The organism is Heyndrickxia sp. FW510-T9 (assembly GCF_058781025.1).
Map to the genome: position 1 here is coordinate 132,023 of NZ_JBYSWK010000005.1, position 18,222 is coordinate 150,244.

16 protein-coding genes and 1 other annotated feature are annotated in these 18,222 nt (G+C 33.9%); of the genes, 15 read left to right on the forward strand and 1 reads right to left on the reverse strand.

Annotated elements, in window-relative coordinates; translation table 11 throughout:
• Positions 1-214 precede the first annotated feature (214 nt).
• The gene (locus tag AC3WJF_RS04555; protein WP_492449935.1) at positions 215-4,624 is read left to right on the forward strand and encodes a colicin E5-related ribonuclease; all 4,410 of its coding nucleotides are present in this window, start codon (positions 215-217) and stop codon (positions 4,622-4,624) included.
• Positions 4,625-4,635: 11 nt separating this feature from the next.
• Positions 4,636-5,142 (forward strand): hypothetical protein, encoded by a 507-nt coding sequence (locus AC3WJF_RS04560; protein WP_492449936.1) that lies wholly within the window; start codon positions 4,636-4,638, stop codon positions 5,140-5,142.
• Positions 5,143-5,406: 264 nt separating this feature from the next.
• Here AC3WJF_RS04560 and AC3WJF_RS04565 read toward each other — a convergent pair whose 3' ends face one another.
• Positions 5,407-5,637, reverse strand: coding sequence for a helix-turn-helix domain-containing protein (locus tag AC3WJF_RS04565; protein WP_492449937.1), 231 nt, complete (start codon positions 5,635-5,637; stop codon positions 5,407-5,409).
• 313 nt (positions 5,638-5,950) lie between these two features.
• Here AC3WJF_RS04565 and AC3WJF_RS04570 point away from each other — a divergent pair, with 313 nt between their 5' ends.
• The 13 genes from AC3WJF_RS04570 to greA all read left to right on the forward strand — a co-directional run bounded on the left by AC3WJF_RS04570 (position 5,951) and on the right by greA (position 17,877).
• Positions 5,951-6,436 carry a hypothetical protein gene (locus AC3WJF_RS04570; protein WP_492449938.1) on the forward strand — a complete coding sequence of 162 codons (486 nt, stop codon included), beginning with the start codon at positions 5,951-5,953 and terminating at the stop codon, positions 6,434-6,436.
• Between the two features lie 1,688 nt (positions 6,437-8,124).
• A complete protein-coding gene (locus AC3WJF_RS04575) occupies positions 8,125-8,646 on the forward strand; it encodes a PRC-barrel domain-containing protein (protein ID WP_492449939.1) in 522 nt (173 codons plus the stop codon).
• The gene (locus AC3WJF_RS04580; protein ID WP_492449940.1) at positions 8,618-8,806 is read left to right on the forward strand and encodes a YrzR-like zinc ribbon domain; all 189 of its coding nucleotides are present in this window, start codon (positions 8,618-8,620) and stop codon (positions 8,804-8,806) included. The genes AC3WJF_RS04575 and AC3WJF_RS04580 overlap by 29 nt, the downstream gene beginning before the upstream one ends.
• A gap of 18 nt (positions 8,807-8,824) precedes the next feature.
• Positions 8,825-8,953, forward strand: a complete 129-nt coding sequence (locus tag AC3WJF_RS04585; RefSeq protein ID WP_492449941.1) for a YrzQ family protein — start codon at positions 8,825-8,827, stop codon at positions 8,951-8,953.
• A gap of 88 nt (positions 8,954-9,041) precedes the next feature.
• Positions 9,042-10,118 (forward strand): AI-2E family transporter, encoded by a 1,077-nt coding sequence (locus AC3WJF_RS04590; RefSeq protein WP_492449942.1) that lies wholly within the window; start codon positions 9,042-9,044, stop codon positions 10,116-10,118.
• 50 nt (positions 10,119-10,168) lie between these two features.
• Positions 10,169-10,382, forward strand: a binding site (T-box leader).
• Between the two features lie 45 nt (positions 10,383-10,427).
• A complete protein-coding gene (gene alaS, locus AC3WJF_RS04595; protein WP_492449943.1) occupies positions 10,428-13,061 on the forward strand; it encodes an alanine--tRNA ligase in 2,634 nt (877 codons plus the stop codon).
• 89 nt (positions 13,062-13,150) lie between these two features.
• Positions 13,151-13,420: an IreB family regulatory phosphoprotein gene (locus AC3WJF_RS04600; RefSeq protein WP_055739186.1), complete on the forward strand. Its 270-nt coding sequence runs from the start codon at positions 13,151-13,153 to the stop codon at positions 13,418-13,420.
• Positions 13,421-13,837, forward strand: a complete 417-nt coding sequence (gene ruvX / locus AC3WJF_RS04605; protein WP_492449944.1) for a Holliday junction resolvase RuvX — start codon at positions 13,421-13,423, stop codon at positions 13,835-13,837.
• A gap of 14 nt (positions 13,838-13,851) precedes the next feature.
• Positions 13,852-14,148 (forward strand): DUF1292 domain-containing protein, encoded by a 297-nt coding sequence (locus tag AC3WJF_RS04610; protein WP_492449945.1) that lies wholly within the window; start codon positions 13,852-13,854, stop codon positions 14,146-14,148.
• Between the two features lie 210 nt (positions 14,149-14,358).
• Complete coding sequence (gene mltG / locus AC3WJF_RS04615; RefSeq protein WP_492449946.1) at positions 14,359-15,504, forward strand: endolytic transglycosylase MltG; 1,146 nt, start codon at positions 14,359-14,361, stop codon at positions 15,502-15,504.
• Between the two features lie 351 nt (positions 15,505-15,855).
• Positions 15,856-16,506 (forward strand): O-methyltransferase, encoded by a 651-nt coding sequence (locus tag AC3WJF_RS04620; protein ID WP_492449947.1) that lies wholly within the window; start codon positions 15,856-15,858, stop codon positions 16,504-16,506.
• Between the two features lie 46 nt (positions 16,507-16,552).
• On the forward strand, positions 16,553-17,188 hold the full coding sequence (udk, locus tag AC3WJF_RS04625) for a uridine kinase (RefSeq protein ID WP_492449948.1): 636 nt from the start codon (positions 16,553-16,555) through the stop codon (positions 17,186-17,188).
• Positions 17,189-17,400: 212 nt separating this feature from the next.
• A complete protein-coding gene (greA, locus tag AC3WJF_RS04630) occupies positions 17,401-17,877 on the forward strand; it encodes a transcription elongation factor GreA (protein ID WP_492449949.1) in 477 nt (158 codons plus the stop codon).
• The last annotated feature ends 345 nt before the right edge of the window (positions 17,878-18,222 follow it).

Below are 18,222 nucleotides of genomic sequence, written 5' to 3' on the forward strand. Positions count from 1 at the left end.
CTTTTAAATTTTCCCCTGATGCTTTATACGTATTTGATGCTATGCGGAAACTTTATTTCTCCAATCGTATGATTTTGGTAAAAAAATTAACCTAGCAAAAACGATCAAATAAGGGTTTACCAGGTTTACTTGGTAAACCTCGTTACAACAGGGTAAACAAGTAAACTTCGATAGTTCTGCTTCAGCTGAAGTAAAAAAAGCAATACCTAATAAAGTGGATTTTCCAGATAATTTACAGGTTATTGGAAAAGCTTATCCAGAAACTGATTCAGTAAATAAAAATCGAGGATGGTTTGAAATATCATGGGATCCTGTACCAAATGCTACTTCATATAGAGTACTTGTTTATAATGGTGTTCATTATGAAGAGTTTGAAAATGTAAAAACTACAAAATGGAGTACCAAAGGAAGAAATCTTTGGCCAACAGATAAAGAAATTGCGGCTGGAAAATATAATCTTCATATATCTGATACGAATGGTGCGGAGTTCCCTATTGATCCTGGGCCAGCCTATCAAAATGCTGCCGTTGATGGAGGGGGATCTAGTGCATCGCACAGATACAGCATACGTGTTAGAGCAGTTAGCAGTACTAATGTTGAATCTTCGAATTCCGATGTTAATTACGGATATATTCCTTTAGAAACTCCAAAAAATGTATCAGTAAGTGGACAAATGGATGATTACGTCAATTCAATAGGAACACTAAATATTAAGTGGAATGCTGTTATCGGAGCTGGAGGGTATGTAGTAGAGATTTTTGATGGTAAAAATTACAAATCTTTCGACGTTGGGAAAGTCACTTCTTGGAATTCAACAGGAAAGTCGCTGTTTAAAGGTATAGTGAATTTACCCGCAGACCCTACTAAACAATATATTAGTAATGGGGCAGATCAGACATTCATAGCTAAAAAAGCTTATCAAGTTCGAGTAAGAGCCTATCGATATAATGATTCAACAGCTCCAGCAAGCGAAGAGGGAAAAATCTCAGGATATCGCGGACTAAGTGAAGCTTCTACTATTCAATATGGTACGATTCCTTTACAAGAGGATCTTCTTGGACTAGAAGATTATTTCACATACGGTACTCATCAAATGGGTAATGGGAACATGTATGTAAATGTCACAGCTGGAAATATGATAATGAAATTACCTGATGAGAATATGGTTACCCGCGGTTCGCTAGGCTTTACCTTTACAAGATATTATAATTCTCGTTCGACACGTACAACCGTTCTAGGTAATGGATGGACTTTCATGGGGAATGAAAGTTTACAAATAGTTGCAGCAGTGGGATCAACTCCTGAACAAGTACTTTATTATGATGAGGATGGAACACTTCACACTTTTAGTAAGGATAGTAGTACCAATAGCTATACCTCTCCTAAAGGGAAATACTTAACATTAACAAAAGAAACAGTGAACGGTAGTGATGGATATAGAATAAAAGATAAGGAACAATTTTCTAAGGTATTTGAAAAAAATCCTTTAGATTCAAATTCATATAGACTTTTTTCATATCAAGATGAATTTAATAATACTATTCGTTTTATCTACAATTCAGCCAACCAGTTAACGGAAATCAAAGAAGTAGACAGTTCAGGTAATAAGATCAAAAATAGTATTCTGCTAACCTATTATAAAAATACGGTTGATCCGAATGATCCCAAAAATGGGTTACTTGATACACTTGCTTACAATACTCATAAAGTCCAATATGGATATAATTCAAATAAACAATTGATAAAAACAACATTAACGGCGACAGGATCGAGCGATAATATAACGAATAATTTTTATTATAACGGTGATGGCTTACTGGATACTTACAAAGATGCCAAAGGAAAGAGCAATACTATTTCTTTTGATGAAAATCAAATCATAATTAATCAACCCGAGTTTGATAATGGCCCGAATAGTCCGAATTCTACCACTTCAGAATCAAACGAATATGATTTTGATTATGCCAAAAATTTATATACTGTCAGTAATGCTGAAGGGAACACAACCACCTATAAACGTGATACTACTAATAAAACATTTGCGGTTGTAGATACAACCAATAACCAGCATAATACGAAAGTTACTTATGACACCAATTATAATGTGCTTAAATCAACTCAAACCGATGGTACTAACCCAGTAATAACAACGACCAATCAATACGATAGTAATGGAAATTTAATACAAAGTACGGAAAAAAGCGGTTCGGAACCAAATAAAACGACAGTATCGCACTATGATAGTAAAAACCGTGTAATTGATGTAACAGATCCAGAAGGGAAGAAGACGACCTACGAGTATGGTTTGGATCATTCCGAAACCATTAGTATTGGGAAAGAAGTAACAAAGTATGAATACGATCCAAATGGTCGACAAATCAAAATTTCCTATCCAAACGGAACCTTTGAAACCACTACTTATACAGATTCTGCCAATAAAGTGGTTCAAATTGATAAAGAAGGAAATTCAGTCACAACCATTTATGACAGCTTCGGTCATGCTGTAAGTATTACAGATAAAGGAAATAGAACAATCCAATACACCTATGATCCTCTATATACAGAACGTTTATTATCTGTAACAGATGGTCTAGGTAAGAAAACTAGCTATGTATATGATAAAAATGGAAACCTTACCACTTTAACAGATGCTAAAAACCGTAAAAAAACCTTTAATTATAATGATAACAACCAATTAATTCAAGCAACTACGCCAATGCCAACATCAACAGGAACATTGAACACGACGTATTTGTATGACCATGCGGGAAATATTTTAAAAACCACTAAAAGCTCTGGCACTGTTATTACAAATCAATATAATGAAGATGAACAGGTCAATAATATTGATATAGTAGGTAAATCAAAAAATAAGTTACATGTTACATTTAACTATAAAGATAGTGGAGATTTAAATAATATTGAATTCAAAGATACCGTACTGAATAAAGTTCTATCAAAAAAAGACTTTGATTATTATGACAGTGGTTTAATAAAAACATTAAAAAATGGAAACTTCCAACTAAGCTATGATTCTTATGATCTAAACGATCGAATAACTAATGATACCTTTCAGTATTCAGAAGGTAATCAAACTTGGAGTATTAAACAAGGTTTAACATACACAGATGAAGGAAAAACAGATTCCTTATCTACAGAAACTAATGGAACAAAACTATTATCGTATGGATATTTCTATGATCTAACAAATAATAAAATTAATGTAACCGTCAATAACGGACTATTTACAAAAGAAACAAGCCTAAAAGACAGTAATGTAACAAAAGCCATTGTATATAAAAAGGGAACTACCACTACAACATATTCCTATGAATATGATGGTTCTGGAAACATCCTTAAGGAAACAAGTCCACTTGGTGAATCAACATACACCTATGACGCAAATAATCAATTAAAAACAGAGGTAATACCGAATAGAGTGACGAATTCTTATACGTATGATGAAGTAGGAAATCGTTTAACCGATACTCAGAACGATATATCACACTCCTTTACGTATAATAATGGTAACCAAATTTCAGCGAAAGATGGGGTTTCCTATAAATATGACGATGACGGAAATCTCCTTCAAGACGAAAAGTATAAGTATGAATACAATGCTGCCGGCCAGCAAACACGCATAACGAACTTACAAAGTGTAGAAGTCGCCCGGTACGAATACGACGAAGAAGGTCTGCGTACAAAGAAGATCATTGGAAACGAAATCCATGAATATTACTACGAATCTGGCAATCTTTCTCTAGAGATTGTTCGTGACAGCAGTGGCATCAAGCAGTATCGTTATTATCAATGGGATTCAGCAGGAATACCACTCGGCATGATTATCCGAGAAAAAGACACCAATGGAAATTGGCAAAATACAGTCTTTCATTTCTGGACGAATAAGCGTGGAGATATCCTAACTATCTTAGATAACAGTGGAAACGAAGTGGGCTCCTATATGTACGATGCCTTTGGAAATGTCCTAAGTGAAAATGGCACTGTCGCGCAAACGAACCCAATACGTTATGCAGGATATTACTATGATGCAGAGACGAAGCATTATTATTTGCAAGCTAGGTACTATAATCCGGAAAATGGCAATTTTCAAGAGCTAGATCCACAACCGGGAGATTTATATAATCCAAACTCGCAAAATGGATATAATTATGTGGAAAATAACCCTGTTACCTTTGTTGACCCGAGTGGGAATATAAAATCTGAGCGTCAGGAATTAGGATTAGATGGCGGAACACCAGGGATGATAAGTGAAGGAAATTTCATAAAAAGATTATGGAATAGTTTTAGAAAATCACTTGGACGTCTATATAAGGGTACGGGTAAAATAAGTGGGAAAGATATTGTTTTTAGTGACAAATTTAAAAAACCAGCATATAAAAATCAAGTTAGTGAACGTGGGTGGACAAAAGAAAGCATAGCAAAAGTGATAAATAAACCATATAAGACTGCTAGTGCGGTAAACAAATATACAAAAAATTCAGTTACAGTTTACTTTAAAGATAAAACACATTATATAGCAGTAGATAATGGTACTGGGAAGGTAATACAAGTTTCTGATTTAAATAAATCAAATTGGAAATTTGATCCTAATTTTTCGAAGTAGGTGGTGAAGTAATGATAATAAAAAAAGAAGGCGCAATTAACGAAATAATCTATGAATATACAACATATCACAGCGGTAAATCCAGGCTATATCCAACAATTACAGATTTGAATGTTATTTTAGAAAAGATAATTGAATCCAGATCAACGACAGAATATTTAAGAATTAATCCATTTTATATTAATGAAAAGGTTAATGTGCAGATCGAATTCGATGAATATATGTTTTATTTGGAATGTAGGGAACATTTCGATGAGAGAGCACTAAAAGACCATGTTTTAGATTGCCTAGATGCACATTATCCAACTGTGTCTAAAGAGCAATTTGAGATGGGGAAAATACTGTATCCGCTATGTCAACACAACGATGTAGAGAGTTATAAGCTCTCGCTAGAAACATATCGTGATTATTTAGGTACGCTTTTACCGAGGTTGTTTGATATTGCTAAAAGAAAAATGCAAATAAAAGACTATGACTTAGCATTTGGATATTTTTGTTTTGAAGTTCATAGTGGATAATATTTGAACCTTGATTGGCTATTTGCCTTTCAAGGTTTTTTATATTAAAAACTGTAATGGTTAAAAAATAGCTTTATTTTTGAATCAAAAGTTCATGATGGAAGTAGAATTACGAGATTGGTTTCAGTGATAAAATAATAAGATAAACCATCTTACTAGGGGATTAATATTTGCATACGAAAATGCAAAGCTATTACTGCTAAGGAGAAAAGACAAAGAAATACTTTTAAATTCATCGCAACTTTCCCACACATACAACGATTATTAGCATGTAAACACCTTTTTCCTTTGTTTCTTTTCGTTAATAATGAGGTATTCTCCCTTGATGCCCAATGCTTTAAATACTCTTTCAAGCGTATCTAAGTATACCCTGTCTGTCTTGTCTGAACAAAAGTGGCTTAGTGTGTTAGGGCATAGCTTCGTTATGTGAGCCAATTCTCGCTGTGACATGTTTCGCTCTTTGATAATTTCATTCAGGTATAACCGTAAGGTCATGTGTTTCCCCTCTATTATTCATATTATTTTTACGAATTTGCAATTCTTTTCAAAAGACTTGACAAAAAATATTAAAAAAATCTACTTGGAGGAATTAGAGTTAAAATAGAAAAATTTGAAAATGGTAGTTTTGGAAAGTTTAAATTAGAAAAAGACAGAGGAATTAATAGTGGTAATGGCACACATTGTGGGAGTTATTGGAAATTAAAAGACACAAGAAATCCTAAGTTATATTGGACTCTAGATAAAAATGGGAATATATTAAGGTATAAACAGTAAAATATAACCATCAATAAATTTATTGGGGGTTTTCTTGGATATTAATATGATATCAGAAACAGAAAAGGAAATATTAATTAGTAAATATGGTAAGCTGAATATTGAGAAAGAAGAACATCCTAATAGTAAGTTTTATGTAGGAGTCCTTGATAGGTTTAATAAACCATTAAGTATTGAAGAAGCTGATAACCTTTTTATATCATTTGACCCAACAAACAAGGAAACACAAAGTGAATTTTTTGAACAAGAGGATAAATTTCTTAAATTTTTTAAAGTTGCTTATAAAATAAATGGTGAAAAATCTGTATATGTATATTGCCCAGAATTCTTCACCCTAAAAAGAAAAGCATATAGTACAATTATTAATACATTTTTTAATGATAGGGATAAACAGCTATTAAAAATGTTTCTCAAAAATAATAATTATAAAAACGGTATTTTTACAGTAGAAAATGAATGCACTAAAACTATTTGCGAAATTATCTATAAGAGAGGTATGCTTCTCAAACTTCTTTTTTGATAATTCTAGCTCTATAAAAATTGGGAATTATGAATTAAATTTTCCAATTTATTGTTTACACGAGTTGACAATGAAAAGTTATGAGAGGGAAGCAACTGAAATTGGTTTATTAATCAGATAGTAAGATAAATTGTTAAAGTTTACAATTTACGAACCTTGAGGATAGTATGAATAAGTCATACTATCTCAAGGTTTTCTTTTTGGTGGGGAATATACCCAGTGCCGAAAAACTCCTTTTAGTTAGAGAATTGAGATAACACATGTAAGACCTAAATGATGTTTTGGCTACAGGTATGAGGATAATAATCCTGTGATTAAACCAGACCAGATGGCAAATTTGTATATGTCATTGTCAACCCAGGTTTTGCAATCTATGATGGCTATAAAAGTATAAGCAGGTAAGAACAAAAAGCAAATAGCCATGGGCAGTTGCTTCAAGTTACATTAGTACTTGACATGTTAAACGAGTTTATCGTGTGGCAAAGATTGTTAAGAGAACTCCTAAACTTAATGAATCAATAGCAGGAGATAATATTGGTAAAGGTTTTACAGGAGGTATTTCAAAACAATAGGAAATACATCGATAAACAAAAGAGAGGTTAGAGTTGACATTGAGTTTCCAACAGAGGAAGTACAGGAAATGTTAATATACAAATAAAAGGTTCTGTTGGAAAACGAAAAATATATCTAAACAGCCCGAATGGTATAAATAATATAGAAAAATCTATAAGAAAAAATAATACAAATGTGGGGAAATAAAGCCTTTGAAATGTTTGAAAGAGCAAGGAGAATTAATAGTGAAGTCTGTAAGTAAAGAGATTAGCTTGAAACTAGAGTTTTTTGAAAGTAGGCAAGATGATGAAAAAGCATTTTTGAGGGGGGAGTAAAAGATCCAGAATGATTAGATGAAATCAATATTGATGTCATTGATGGAAAAACTTTTGACTTTGAAAATGATGAATTTGTGAGTAGTGGAAAACTTGAAGTTCATTTAATAGGAAGTGAAAAAGCATTTAGAGAATTAGGCAAATATCTGATAGTAATGACCTAATATACACAAAAGACAGAGATTATCATGACCATTTTGACAACCTCACTACTACTAATGGAGAAAGTAATATAGACATAATTAATTATAAACCAAAGAAGTAAAGTTGCTAAGAATTGCATAATAAGTTATGCAATTCTTTTAATTAGTACCTAGTAACGAATGAAAAGCTTGTTACATACGGTAAAGAGATAAAGCTTGTAATACCTATATGATGGTTTAGCAAATTCTTTAGTACTACAACATATATATAAAGTGTACCCTATTTAGTGAGTTTCATTTCTTTTGAAATAACCTAAAATCATCAGATACCACCATTCTTATCCTAAAATACTTACCCTTCGCTTTCTCCCAGCCTTTAGCTCAACAGGAAAATATCAAGATTATTCAAAGAGACTTGGTCATAAAAAAGCCTCGAATACTCTTGATATTTATGCTCTCATTCTTCTTAGTATGTCACAGATAAATTATATAAAATATATGATTGTGATTATGATGCGACTAAATCAAGTTGAATATACCTTCAAAGAATTGTTTAATAAAGGAATTAAAAGGAATCCACAATGGAAAACGTTACACCTTATGATTTCATGGTTTAATACAGACAATATAAATGTTCGAAAAAGGATGGGGATGCTTTTTGCGAACATATTCTCTTCTAAAAAACATGCCTGTTTACGACCAAAAGGGTAGTTTTCTTGGGGAAGTCTGCGATATAAGTATTACGGATGAAGGGAAAGTAACATCCTTAATTGTAAAAAGAAAAGGTTTTTTTAATAAGCTGTATAGGTTGCCAATTGACAAGGTGACAACTTTTGGGCAACATGTCATAGTTCTTCACGAAAAGGATCAATTAACAAAATATGAAGAGGGACAAAATGAGCATACAATATGCCATTTTCAACCGGTTGGCAAAATCTATACGGTATCGTCATGCGGTGAAGAGTTAGGATTACTTGAGGACGTATATTTTCAAGAAGAAGCGGGCACAATCATAGGATACGAGCTAACGGATGGTTTCTTTTCCGATTTGTTGGAAGGAAGACGAGTAATTCATTCCATTCATCCGCCTAAGTTTGGGAAGGATGCCATCATCGTGAAGGTAAATCAATTACTAGGTGGAGATATGTCTTATGATGAAGTGCCCGAATTGCCAGAGTAAAGACCTTGGGAAAATTGGTATTAACCAATACTATTGCTGGAATTGCTTTATTGAATTATCCATTTCTAAAGAGATGATATACACTCATCAAGTAGAAGAAGATGGATCATTAAGTTCTTTAGATGATTTATTTGATGAAGACACAAGAAAACTAAGCTAATGGAAAGGGTGCATAGTTTTGAACAAAACGATTGTTTCCTTGCTAGGCTTTGGAGCAGGTATTGCTGCAGCCACATATTCACGCCAAGGATTTAATGGTAAACAAATGCGAAAAATGACGAAACGTTTGCGAAAAGCATTTAGATAACATTTGAAGCTGTCTCACATTGAGGCAGCTTTTCATTTATGGATAATTACTCCTCATGTTATGAATACTATGAAGAGGAGTGATTGAATTGAAACAACCGCGCGGGAAATGGTTATATATTCTCGGATTAATTTTACTTATCTTCATGATTTTATATATTTTATTACTATTAAAACCTATTTGGTCCCCGATTGTTAAAGTGTTATTCATGTCACTTGTACCTTTTATAATAGGTGGATTTATTACCTATTTGCTTCACCCGCTTGTTGAACGGTTGCATGAAACGGGGATGCACAGGGCTTTAGCCATTTCCGTCATTTATATCATTTTTTTTGGAGGTATTTGTTACGGAATCTATTTAGGAGTACCATTGTTAATTGAACAAATTAAAGATTTATCAGATCATTTACCTGAATTTGCTAGCCAATATCGAAACTGGGTGGATCAATTACATTCTTCCACTTCCCGCTGGCCAGATGGTATTCAGGATCAAATAGATGCTCGAATAGACAAATTTGAAATATGGGTAAATGAATATTTAGTGAAAATCATTAATACGACAATGAAGTTTTTGAATTTTATTTTTGTTCTTGCCATAATTCCGTTTATTTCATTTTACTTCTTAAAAGATATTGAATCGGTAAAAAAAACGGCTTGGTATTTCACCCCTAAAAAATGGCGAAAACAAGCTATCTCATTTTTAAAAGATGTTGATGAATCAATCGGCGGCTATATTCGTGGACAATTACTAGTTTGTTTTTTAATAGGAGTTATATCCACTGTTGCTTTTTGGTTATTGCATATTAAATATCCTGTCTTATTGGGCCTCATAATTGGAATTACCAATATTATTCCCTATTTTGGACCGATAATCGGAGCTATACCGGCTGCAATTATTGCTATAACGATTTCAACTAAGCATCTCGTCTATGTAGTGGTAATAATGTTTATATTGCAATTTTTAGAAGGTAATATACTTTCCCCGCTTATTGTTGGCAAGTCCTTACACTTACACCCTATCTTTATTATTATGGCACTAATTGTAGGGGAAGAGGTTGGTGGTGTCCTTGGGCTAATCCTCGCAGTCCCAGTATTAGCGATCATAAAGGTAGCGGTTATGCATGCTAAATTTCATTTTTTAACAAATCATCGATCGAACAATTGACAAACAGGCTAGAACTTTTTTATAATTCGACTATATAAGTAATAAATATATACAAAACATTGAAAGATCGAGTATGTTATAGTCCGTCTAAAGAGAGGAATTTCGATAGCTGAGAGAAATTCTAGATGAAGGATAACAGAAAGCTAATCTGGAGTGCAGCTAAAAACTGCCGTCTTGCCCCGTTACAAGCACCCAAGAGTTAGACTATCTATTAGGATTGTCTAAAATCAGGGTGGTACCGCGAGTAAATCTCTCGTCCCTGCACACCAGGGATGGGGGATTTTTTTATTTTTTAAGGAGGTTTTGAAAATGAAAAAATTAACAGGTGCTCAAATTCGCCAAATGTTTTTAGACTTTTTTCAAGAAAAAGGTCATAAGGTTGAGCCTAGTGCATCCCTTGTACCACATGAAGATCCATCATTACTTTGGATAAATAGTGGTGTTGCAACATTGAAAAAATATTTCGATGGTCGTGTAATTCCTGAAAATCCGCGTATTGTAAATGCACAAAAAGCGATTCGTACGAATGACATTGAAAACGTTGGAAAAACTGCACGCCATCATACATTTTTTGAAATGATGGGTAATTTCTCTATCGGCGATTACTTTAAAGAAGAGGCAATTACATGGGCATGGGAGTTTTTAACTAGTCCTGAATGGATTAGCTTTGATCCAGAAAAATTATCTGTAACCATTCATCCTGAGGATGATGAAGCATTTGAATTATGGAATAAAAAAATCGGCATTCCGGAAGAGAGAATAATCCGTTTAGAAGAGAACTTCTGGGATATTGGCGAAGGACCAAGTGGACCAAATACAGAAATATTCTATGATCGTGGACCGGAATATGGCGACGATGAAAATGATCCAGAATTATATCCAGGTGGAGAAAATGAAAGGTATTTAGAGGTTTGGAACCTTGTATTTTCCCAATTTAATCATAATCCAGACGGTTCCTATACACCACTACCAAAGAAAAACATTGATACAGGTATGGGCTTAGAAAGGATGGCATCCGTTGTACAGGATGTTCCAACCAATTTTGATACAGACCTATTTATGCCGATTATTAAAGAGACTGAAAAAATTTCTAGTGAAACATATGGTAAAGATAAAACATTAGACACTGCATTTAAGGTAGTTGCGGATCACATTCGAACAGTTGCATTTGCTGTAAGCGATGGTGCACTTCCTTCCAATGAAGGACGTGGGTATGTATTGCGCCGCTTGCTGCGCAGGGCGGTAAGATATGCAAAAACCATTAATATTGAAAAGCCATTCATGTATAAATTAGTTCCTGTAGTGGCAGAAATAATGGTTGATTTTTACCCTCAGGTTAAAGAAAAAACAGATTTTATCCAAAAAGTAATCAAAAACGAAGAAGAGCGATTCCATGAAACCTTGCATGAAGGACTATCCATCCTTTCCACTATTATTAAAAAGGCGAAACAAGAAAAGCAAGATACGATTTCAGGCTCAGATGTTTTCCGTTTGTATGACACTTATGGTTTCCCAATCGAGCTTACGGAAGAATATGCGGAAGAAGAAGGCTTGAAAGTCGATCATGAAGGATTTGAGGTGGAAATGGAAAACCAGCGGGATCGTGCACGTAAAGCACGACAAGATGTTGGTTCCATGCAAGTACAAGGCGGTATTTTAGGTGACATAAAAGTGGCAAGTGAATTTGTCGGATATCAAACACTTGAAACAAATGCAACAGTTGTGGCAATTGTTAAAGATGGTGAACGTGTAACAGAAGCGAATGAAGGGGAAGAAGTTCAATTCATATTGAGTCAAACCCCTTTCTATGCTGAAAGCGGAGGACAGGTTGCGGATGAGGGAACATTAACAGCTGATCGGTTAGTGGTGGAAGTGAAGGATGTTCAAAAAGCTCCAAATGGCCAAAACTTACACCGTGCAATTGTAAAACAAGGAAGACTATCATTGGAACAAGATGTTCTTGCAGAAGTTAACCGTACTAACCGTAATAAAATTATCAAAAATCATTCGGCAACACACTTATTGCATCAAGCATTAAAGGATGTTCTTGGCACACATGTAAATCAAGCTGGATCTCTTGTAGGACCAAGTCGCTTACGATTTGATTTTTCCCACTTCGGACAAATTACGTCGGAAGAGCTTGTAAAGATTGAAGAGATAGTAAACGAAAATATATGGTCTAGCTTGCCAGTATCCATCGATTTAAAGAATATTGAAGAAGCGAAAGCAATGGGCGCAATGGCACTTTTCGGTGAGAAATACGGTGAGATTGTTCGCGTCGTTTCAATGGGTAATTACAGCTTAGAATTATGTGGTGGCTGCCATGTTCCGAATACCTCCACAATCGGTATTTTCAAAATTGTTTCGGAAAGTGGGATTGGGGCAGGTACTAGGAGAATTGAGGCTGTTACAGGTGAAGCTGCATACCATTTAATGAATGAACAAATTCTACGATTGAACCAAGCTGCTGAAAAATTAAAAACAAATCCTAAGGATATTTTAACAAGAATTGAAAATGTCCAATCAGAAATGAAAGAATTACAAAGGGAAAATGAGTCGCTTTCTGCTAAGCTTTCGAACATTGAAGCAGGTAGTCTTTCCGATTCAGTAAGAGAAATAGAAGGTATAAAGTTCATTGCAAGTAAAGTCCAAGCGGTAGACGCGAATAATCTTCGCAATATGGTCGATGATTTGAAAGAAAAATTAGGATCAGGTATTGTTGTACTTGGAACTGTCCAAGATGATAAGGTAAATATCATTGCGGGAGTTACAAAGGATCTTGTTGAAAAAGGATACCATGCTGGTAAGCTTGTCAAAGAAGTTGCTACACGTTGCGGAGGCGGTGGTGGCGGTCGCCCTGATTTAGCTCAAGCAGGTGGAAAAGATCCCGCAAAACTTGATTCTTCACTACAATATGTAGAAGAATGGATAAAATCCATTTGAATCGTATTAAAAGTGGTGTACAATGGAAATAAAGTTTGAATAAGGTACTTGTTTAGAAATAGACAAGCCTTAAAGTGAGGTGCTGTATAATGAGCTCTTTTGACAAAACCATGCGATTTAACTTTTCGGAGGAACCTTTTGAACATGATGTGAAGGAAGTACTGTTACAAGTATATGAAGCACTTCAAGAAAAAGGGTATAATCCGATAAATCAAATTGTCGGTTACTTACTTTCCGGAGACCCTGCATACATCCCAAGACATTATGATGCAAGAAACATTATTCGCAAGCTTGAACGAGATGAAATCATCGAAGAATTAGTGAAATCGTATTTAAAACAGCATCGTGAGGGATATTAATTGAGAATAATGGGTCTAGATGTTGGATCCAAGACAGTTGGTGTTGCAATAAGTGATGAACTGGGTTGGACAGCACAAGGTATTGAAACTATTTCCATTGATGAAGAAAATGGGAAATTTGGCTTGGAACGAGTAAAAGAACTGACAGAAAGCTATCAGGTTGAGAAAATTATTGTTGGATTTCCGAAAAACATGAATAATACAGTAGGACCTAGAGGGGAAGCTTCATTGTCTTATGCAGATAAGTTAAAAGAACTTCTAGGACTTCCTGTTGTCATGTGGGATGAACGAATGAGTACGATGGCTGCTGAAAGAGTCTTACTCGAAGCAGATGTAAGTAGAAAAAAACGGAAAAAAGTAATCGATAAAATGGCTGCAGTCATGATTTTGCAAGGGTTTCTTGACAGCCAATTATAATGAGGTGAAAGAATATGACACATGAACATGAAGAACATCAACATATTACAGTAGTAGATGAAGACGGAAATGAACAATTATTTGAAGTACTTTTCACATTTGATTCTGAGGACTTCGGAAAATCATATGTACTATACTATCCTATAGGTGCTGAAGAAGACGAAAATGAAGAAATTGAAATTCACGCTTCTGCCTATGTACAACATGAAGATGGTACAGAAGGTGACCTTCAACCTATTGAAACAGATGAAGAGTGGGAAATGATCGAGGAAATGTTAAACACATTCCTTGATGAAGAAGAGGAAGAATAAAATAATATTTGAAAGTCGACTTTCATAAGTCGGCTTTTTTCATACTTTTTTATTCATTAAACCGTATTTTTTTTCATTTTTCATAAATAGAGTCGAAAATGACGAAAGATGTAGTATAATGTACAGGAAAAAAGCTTGCTATAGAATTATTAAAAAAGGAAATTTATTTTATTTCCTTTAGTTTTTTTTTGTGTAAAGGAGTGTAAGTATTTGACGGATAATAATAATGAAAATGAAAAATCTTCTAATGAATCGACGCAAAAATTAATAGAAAAACAAACGGAAGCAAGAACAATTAGAAAAATTGTTGCAATTATTAGTTTTTCTATTTTATTAGTTATAGGCGGTCTGATATTAGCAGGCTACTTATATGTCCAATCCGCTTTAAAGCCTGCAAATCCAAGCAATCATCAATTAACTAAGGTAGAAATTCCGATTGGGTCGAGTGTTTCATCAATAGGGAGCATCTTAAAGGACAAAGGAATTATTAAGAATGGATTCATTTTTAAGTATTATGTAAAGGTTAATAATGAAACTGGGTTTCAGGCGGGTACATACAGTTTATCCCCCTCTATGACATTAGATCAAATCATCAAATATTTAAAAACAGGGAAAGTAGTAAAAAATGCAGATGTGAAATTAACAATTCCTGAAGGGATTCAGCTATCTGAAATTGCTACGATTATTGCAAAAAATACAGACTTTAAAAATGTTGAAGTGATGAAGCATCTTGATGATCAGAAATTTATAAAGAAACTTATAAAACAATATCCAAATTTATTATCTAATGACATTTTAAAACCGGAAGTAAAACATCCTTTAGAAGGATATTTATTTCCAGCAACTTATTATTTTTATGAAAAGAAACCATCGCTTGATTCGATTATTATCAAAATGTTGGATAAAACGAATACAGAGCTTAAAAAGTATCAAGCAGATATGCACAAAATGAATTTATCTCCTCAAAAAATGCTTACAATGGCTTCATTGATTGAAGAGGAAGCCACAAGTAAAGCGGATCGTCATAAAATCTCAAGTGTTTTTTATAATCGCTTGAAGATAGGAATGCCATTGCAAACAGATCCAACTGTACTGTATTCACTTGACAAACATAAAGATAAAGTGACTTATAAGGATTTGGAAGTGAACTCTCCATACAATACTTATAAAATAAATGGTTTACCGCCTAGTCCAATAGCAAATGCTGGCGAATTATCTATTGAAGCAGCCATTCACCCAGCAAAAACAAATTATCTATATTTTTTGGCTGCATCCAAAACCGGTAAGGTGTATTTCTCAACGACTTTAGCGGAGCATAATCAGTTGAAAGCAAAATATATAACTAGCCAACAATAATAAAAGAAAATTCGCTTTCCACTTTAAAATATGCTAATATAATAAACGGTTATTAAATCTGTGGTGAACTTATATCGTGCTATAGTAGAAAGCTAACTAAATGTAGCTTTCTACTTTCTTTGTAATTTAGAAAATAATAAAATTTTACCATATTGATTACTATTGAAAAGAATTGTCTACGTCTAGCTCTAGCGCCTATCGGCTAGCGGATTTCTACGTCTCCTCCCTACGATAAGTCAACATCAGCTCGTGGAATGCCTCGCTGTGTTTCCTTTATCTCAGTCGAAGACTCCGAAATCCGTACGCCGATGAACAAGGCGCTTCCGCATTTGTTCAATAGGAGGCATTTTAGTGCAGGATAAGATAAATACCTATATCGAATCTTTAATTAAAAAAAGATTGCCGATATTTGAAGAATTGGAACAGTATGCAAGCGAACATGATGTACCCATCATGGAATTAGCAGGAATAGAAGCATTACTGCAAATGTTAAGAATCCAAGGACCAGCTAATATTCTAGAAATTGGAACTGCTATTGGTTATTCTGCTTTGAGAATGGCGGATGCTTTGCCAAATTCTAAAATCGTTACAATTGAAAGGGATGTAGAACGCTTTCAAATAGCGATCGATAATATTAGCCATACAGATAAGAATCAACAAATTAAAGTCATTCAAGGTGATGCATTAGAAGTATTTGATAAGATAAAAGCAGAAGGTCCGTTTGATGCGCTATTTATCGATGCAGCGAAAGGACAATATTTGAAGTTTTTTGAACTATATGCACCGCTTTTATCTGAAAATGGAATTATTTATACGGATAATGTTTTATTTAAAGGACTTGTTGCCGAAGACAATATTGAAAGTAAGCGAACAAGAAATTTGGTAAAGAAAATAAAGGCTTATAATGAGTGGCTTATGAATCATGGTGACTATATCACAGCTATTATTCCAGTTGGTGATGGACTAGCAATTAGTAAAAAGAAAAACAATTATTATGTATAAGATAAAAGAAAAAAAGTATAAATAGATTGAAGGGAGTCCTATTTGGATGGTAAGGAAGCCAGCAATAATCGGGGTAGCAGGTGGTTCGGGCTCAGGAAAAACGAGTGTAACGAACGCCATATATGATCAATTTAAAGGTCATTCGATATTAGTTATAGAACAAGACTATTATTATAAAGATCAAAGTAATTTGCCATTTGAAGAACGATTGAAAACAAACTATGATCATCCACTAGCATTTGATAATGACTTATTGATTGATCACATACAAAAATTGTTAAATTATGAGTCCATTGAAAAACCAGTTTATGATTATACAATACATACACGGTCTGAAAAGAAGATTCTTGTCGAACCAAAAGATGTTATCATTTTAGAAGGAATTTTAGTATTAGAAGATGAAAGATTGCGCAATTTAATGGATATAAAACTTTATGTTGATACGGATGCAGATTTGCGGATTATTAGACGGATGTTACGAGATATCGAAGACAGAGGTCGCACGATGGATTCCGTTATTGACCAGTATATTAATGTAGTAAGACCAATGCATAATCAATTTATCGAACCTACAAAACGTTATGCTGATGTTATTATACCTGAAGGTGGACAAAATGTTGTGGCCATCGATTTAGTTAATACTAAAATTCAAACAATTCTTGAACAAAAGTCATTTTTGTAATACGATTATCTATAAAATAATTATATAGTCAAAAAGCGCGGGCATCTAATGTCGCGCTATGATGTATTTTTTTAAAAGATAGACGGTAATAATTTCAAATCGTCTATTATGTAGGGATTTCCACTTATGTCAGAGATGCAAAAGCTTCACAAAGTATCTCTAGATATTTTCTACATAAAAAAACAAAAAAGAATTTATAGGAGTGAAGGGATATGACTACAGAAAAAGTATTTCCAATGACCCATGAAGGAAAAGTAAAATTAGAGCAAGAACTTGAACAATTGAAAACGGTTAAACGGAAAGAGGTAGTAGAGCGCATAAAAATCGCAAGAAGCTTTGGTGACCTTTCCGAAAACTCAGAATATGATTCCGCTAAAGAAGAACAAGCATTTGTAGAAGGACGCATTACCACTTTGGAAAATATGATTCGTAATGCGAAAATAATTGAGGATGACGGTACCAACTCTGATACTGTGTCATTAGGGAAATCAGTCACTTTTATAGAATTGCCTGATGGTGATGAAGAAACGTACTCCATTGTGGGAAGTGCAGAAGCTGACCCATTTGAAGGGAAAATTTCTAATGATTCACCGATTGCAAAAAGCTTATTAGGAAAAAGAGTAAATGATGAAGTAACCGTCCAAACACCTGGCGGCGAAATGAAAGTTAGAATTACTTCCGTAAAATAAACCAAATGAAAAACATTGATGTTCACTTTTTGTGCGTGGATATCAATGTTTTTTTCTTTGTGCAAAAATAAATAGTGGGTGGATCTAATTGAACAAGTGAAATTAGCCCTTCAAATTTCAACAAGCCTTTAAGAGACAAATAACAGCGCAGAGAAAGTAAATAACAAACATTCACATTCAATTGGTATACTTGTATTTTTAACATGAAATTTGGCCATTAATGATAAGGAAAAGAGAAAATATGAATTATACTAAATCTCTTATAACAAGGCTCTTTTCTTAAACTTTGTATAAAATCCAAAAGCCGATTTTAACCTGTTGCTATTTATATATGAGTAAAAATCG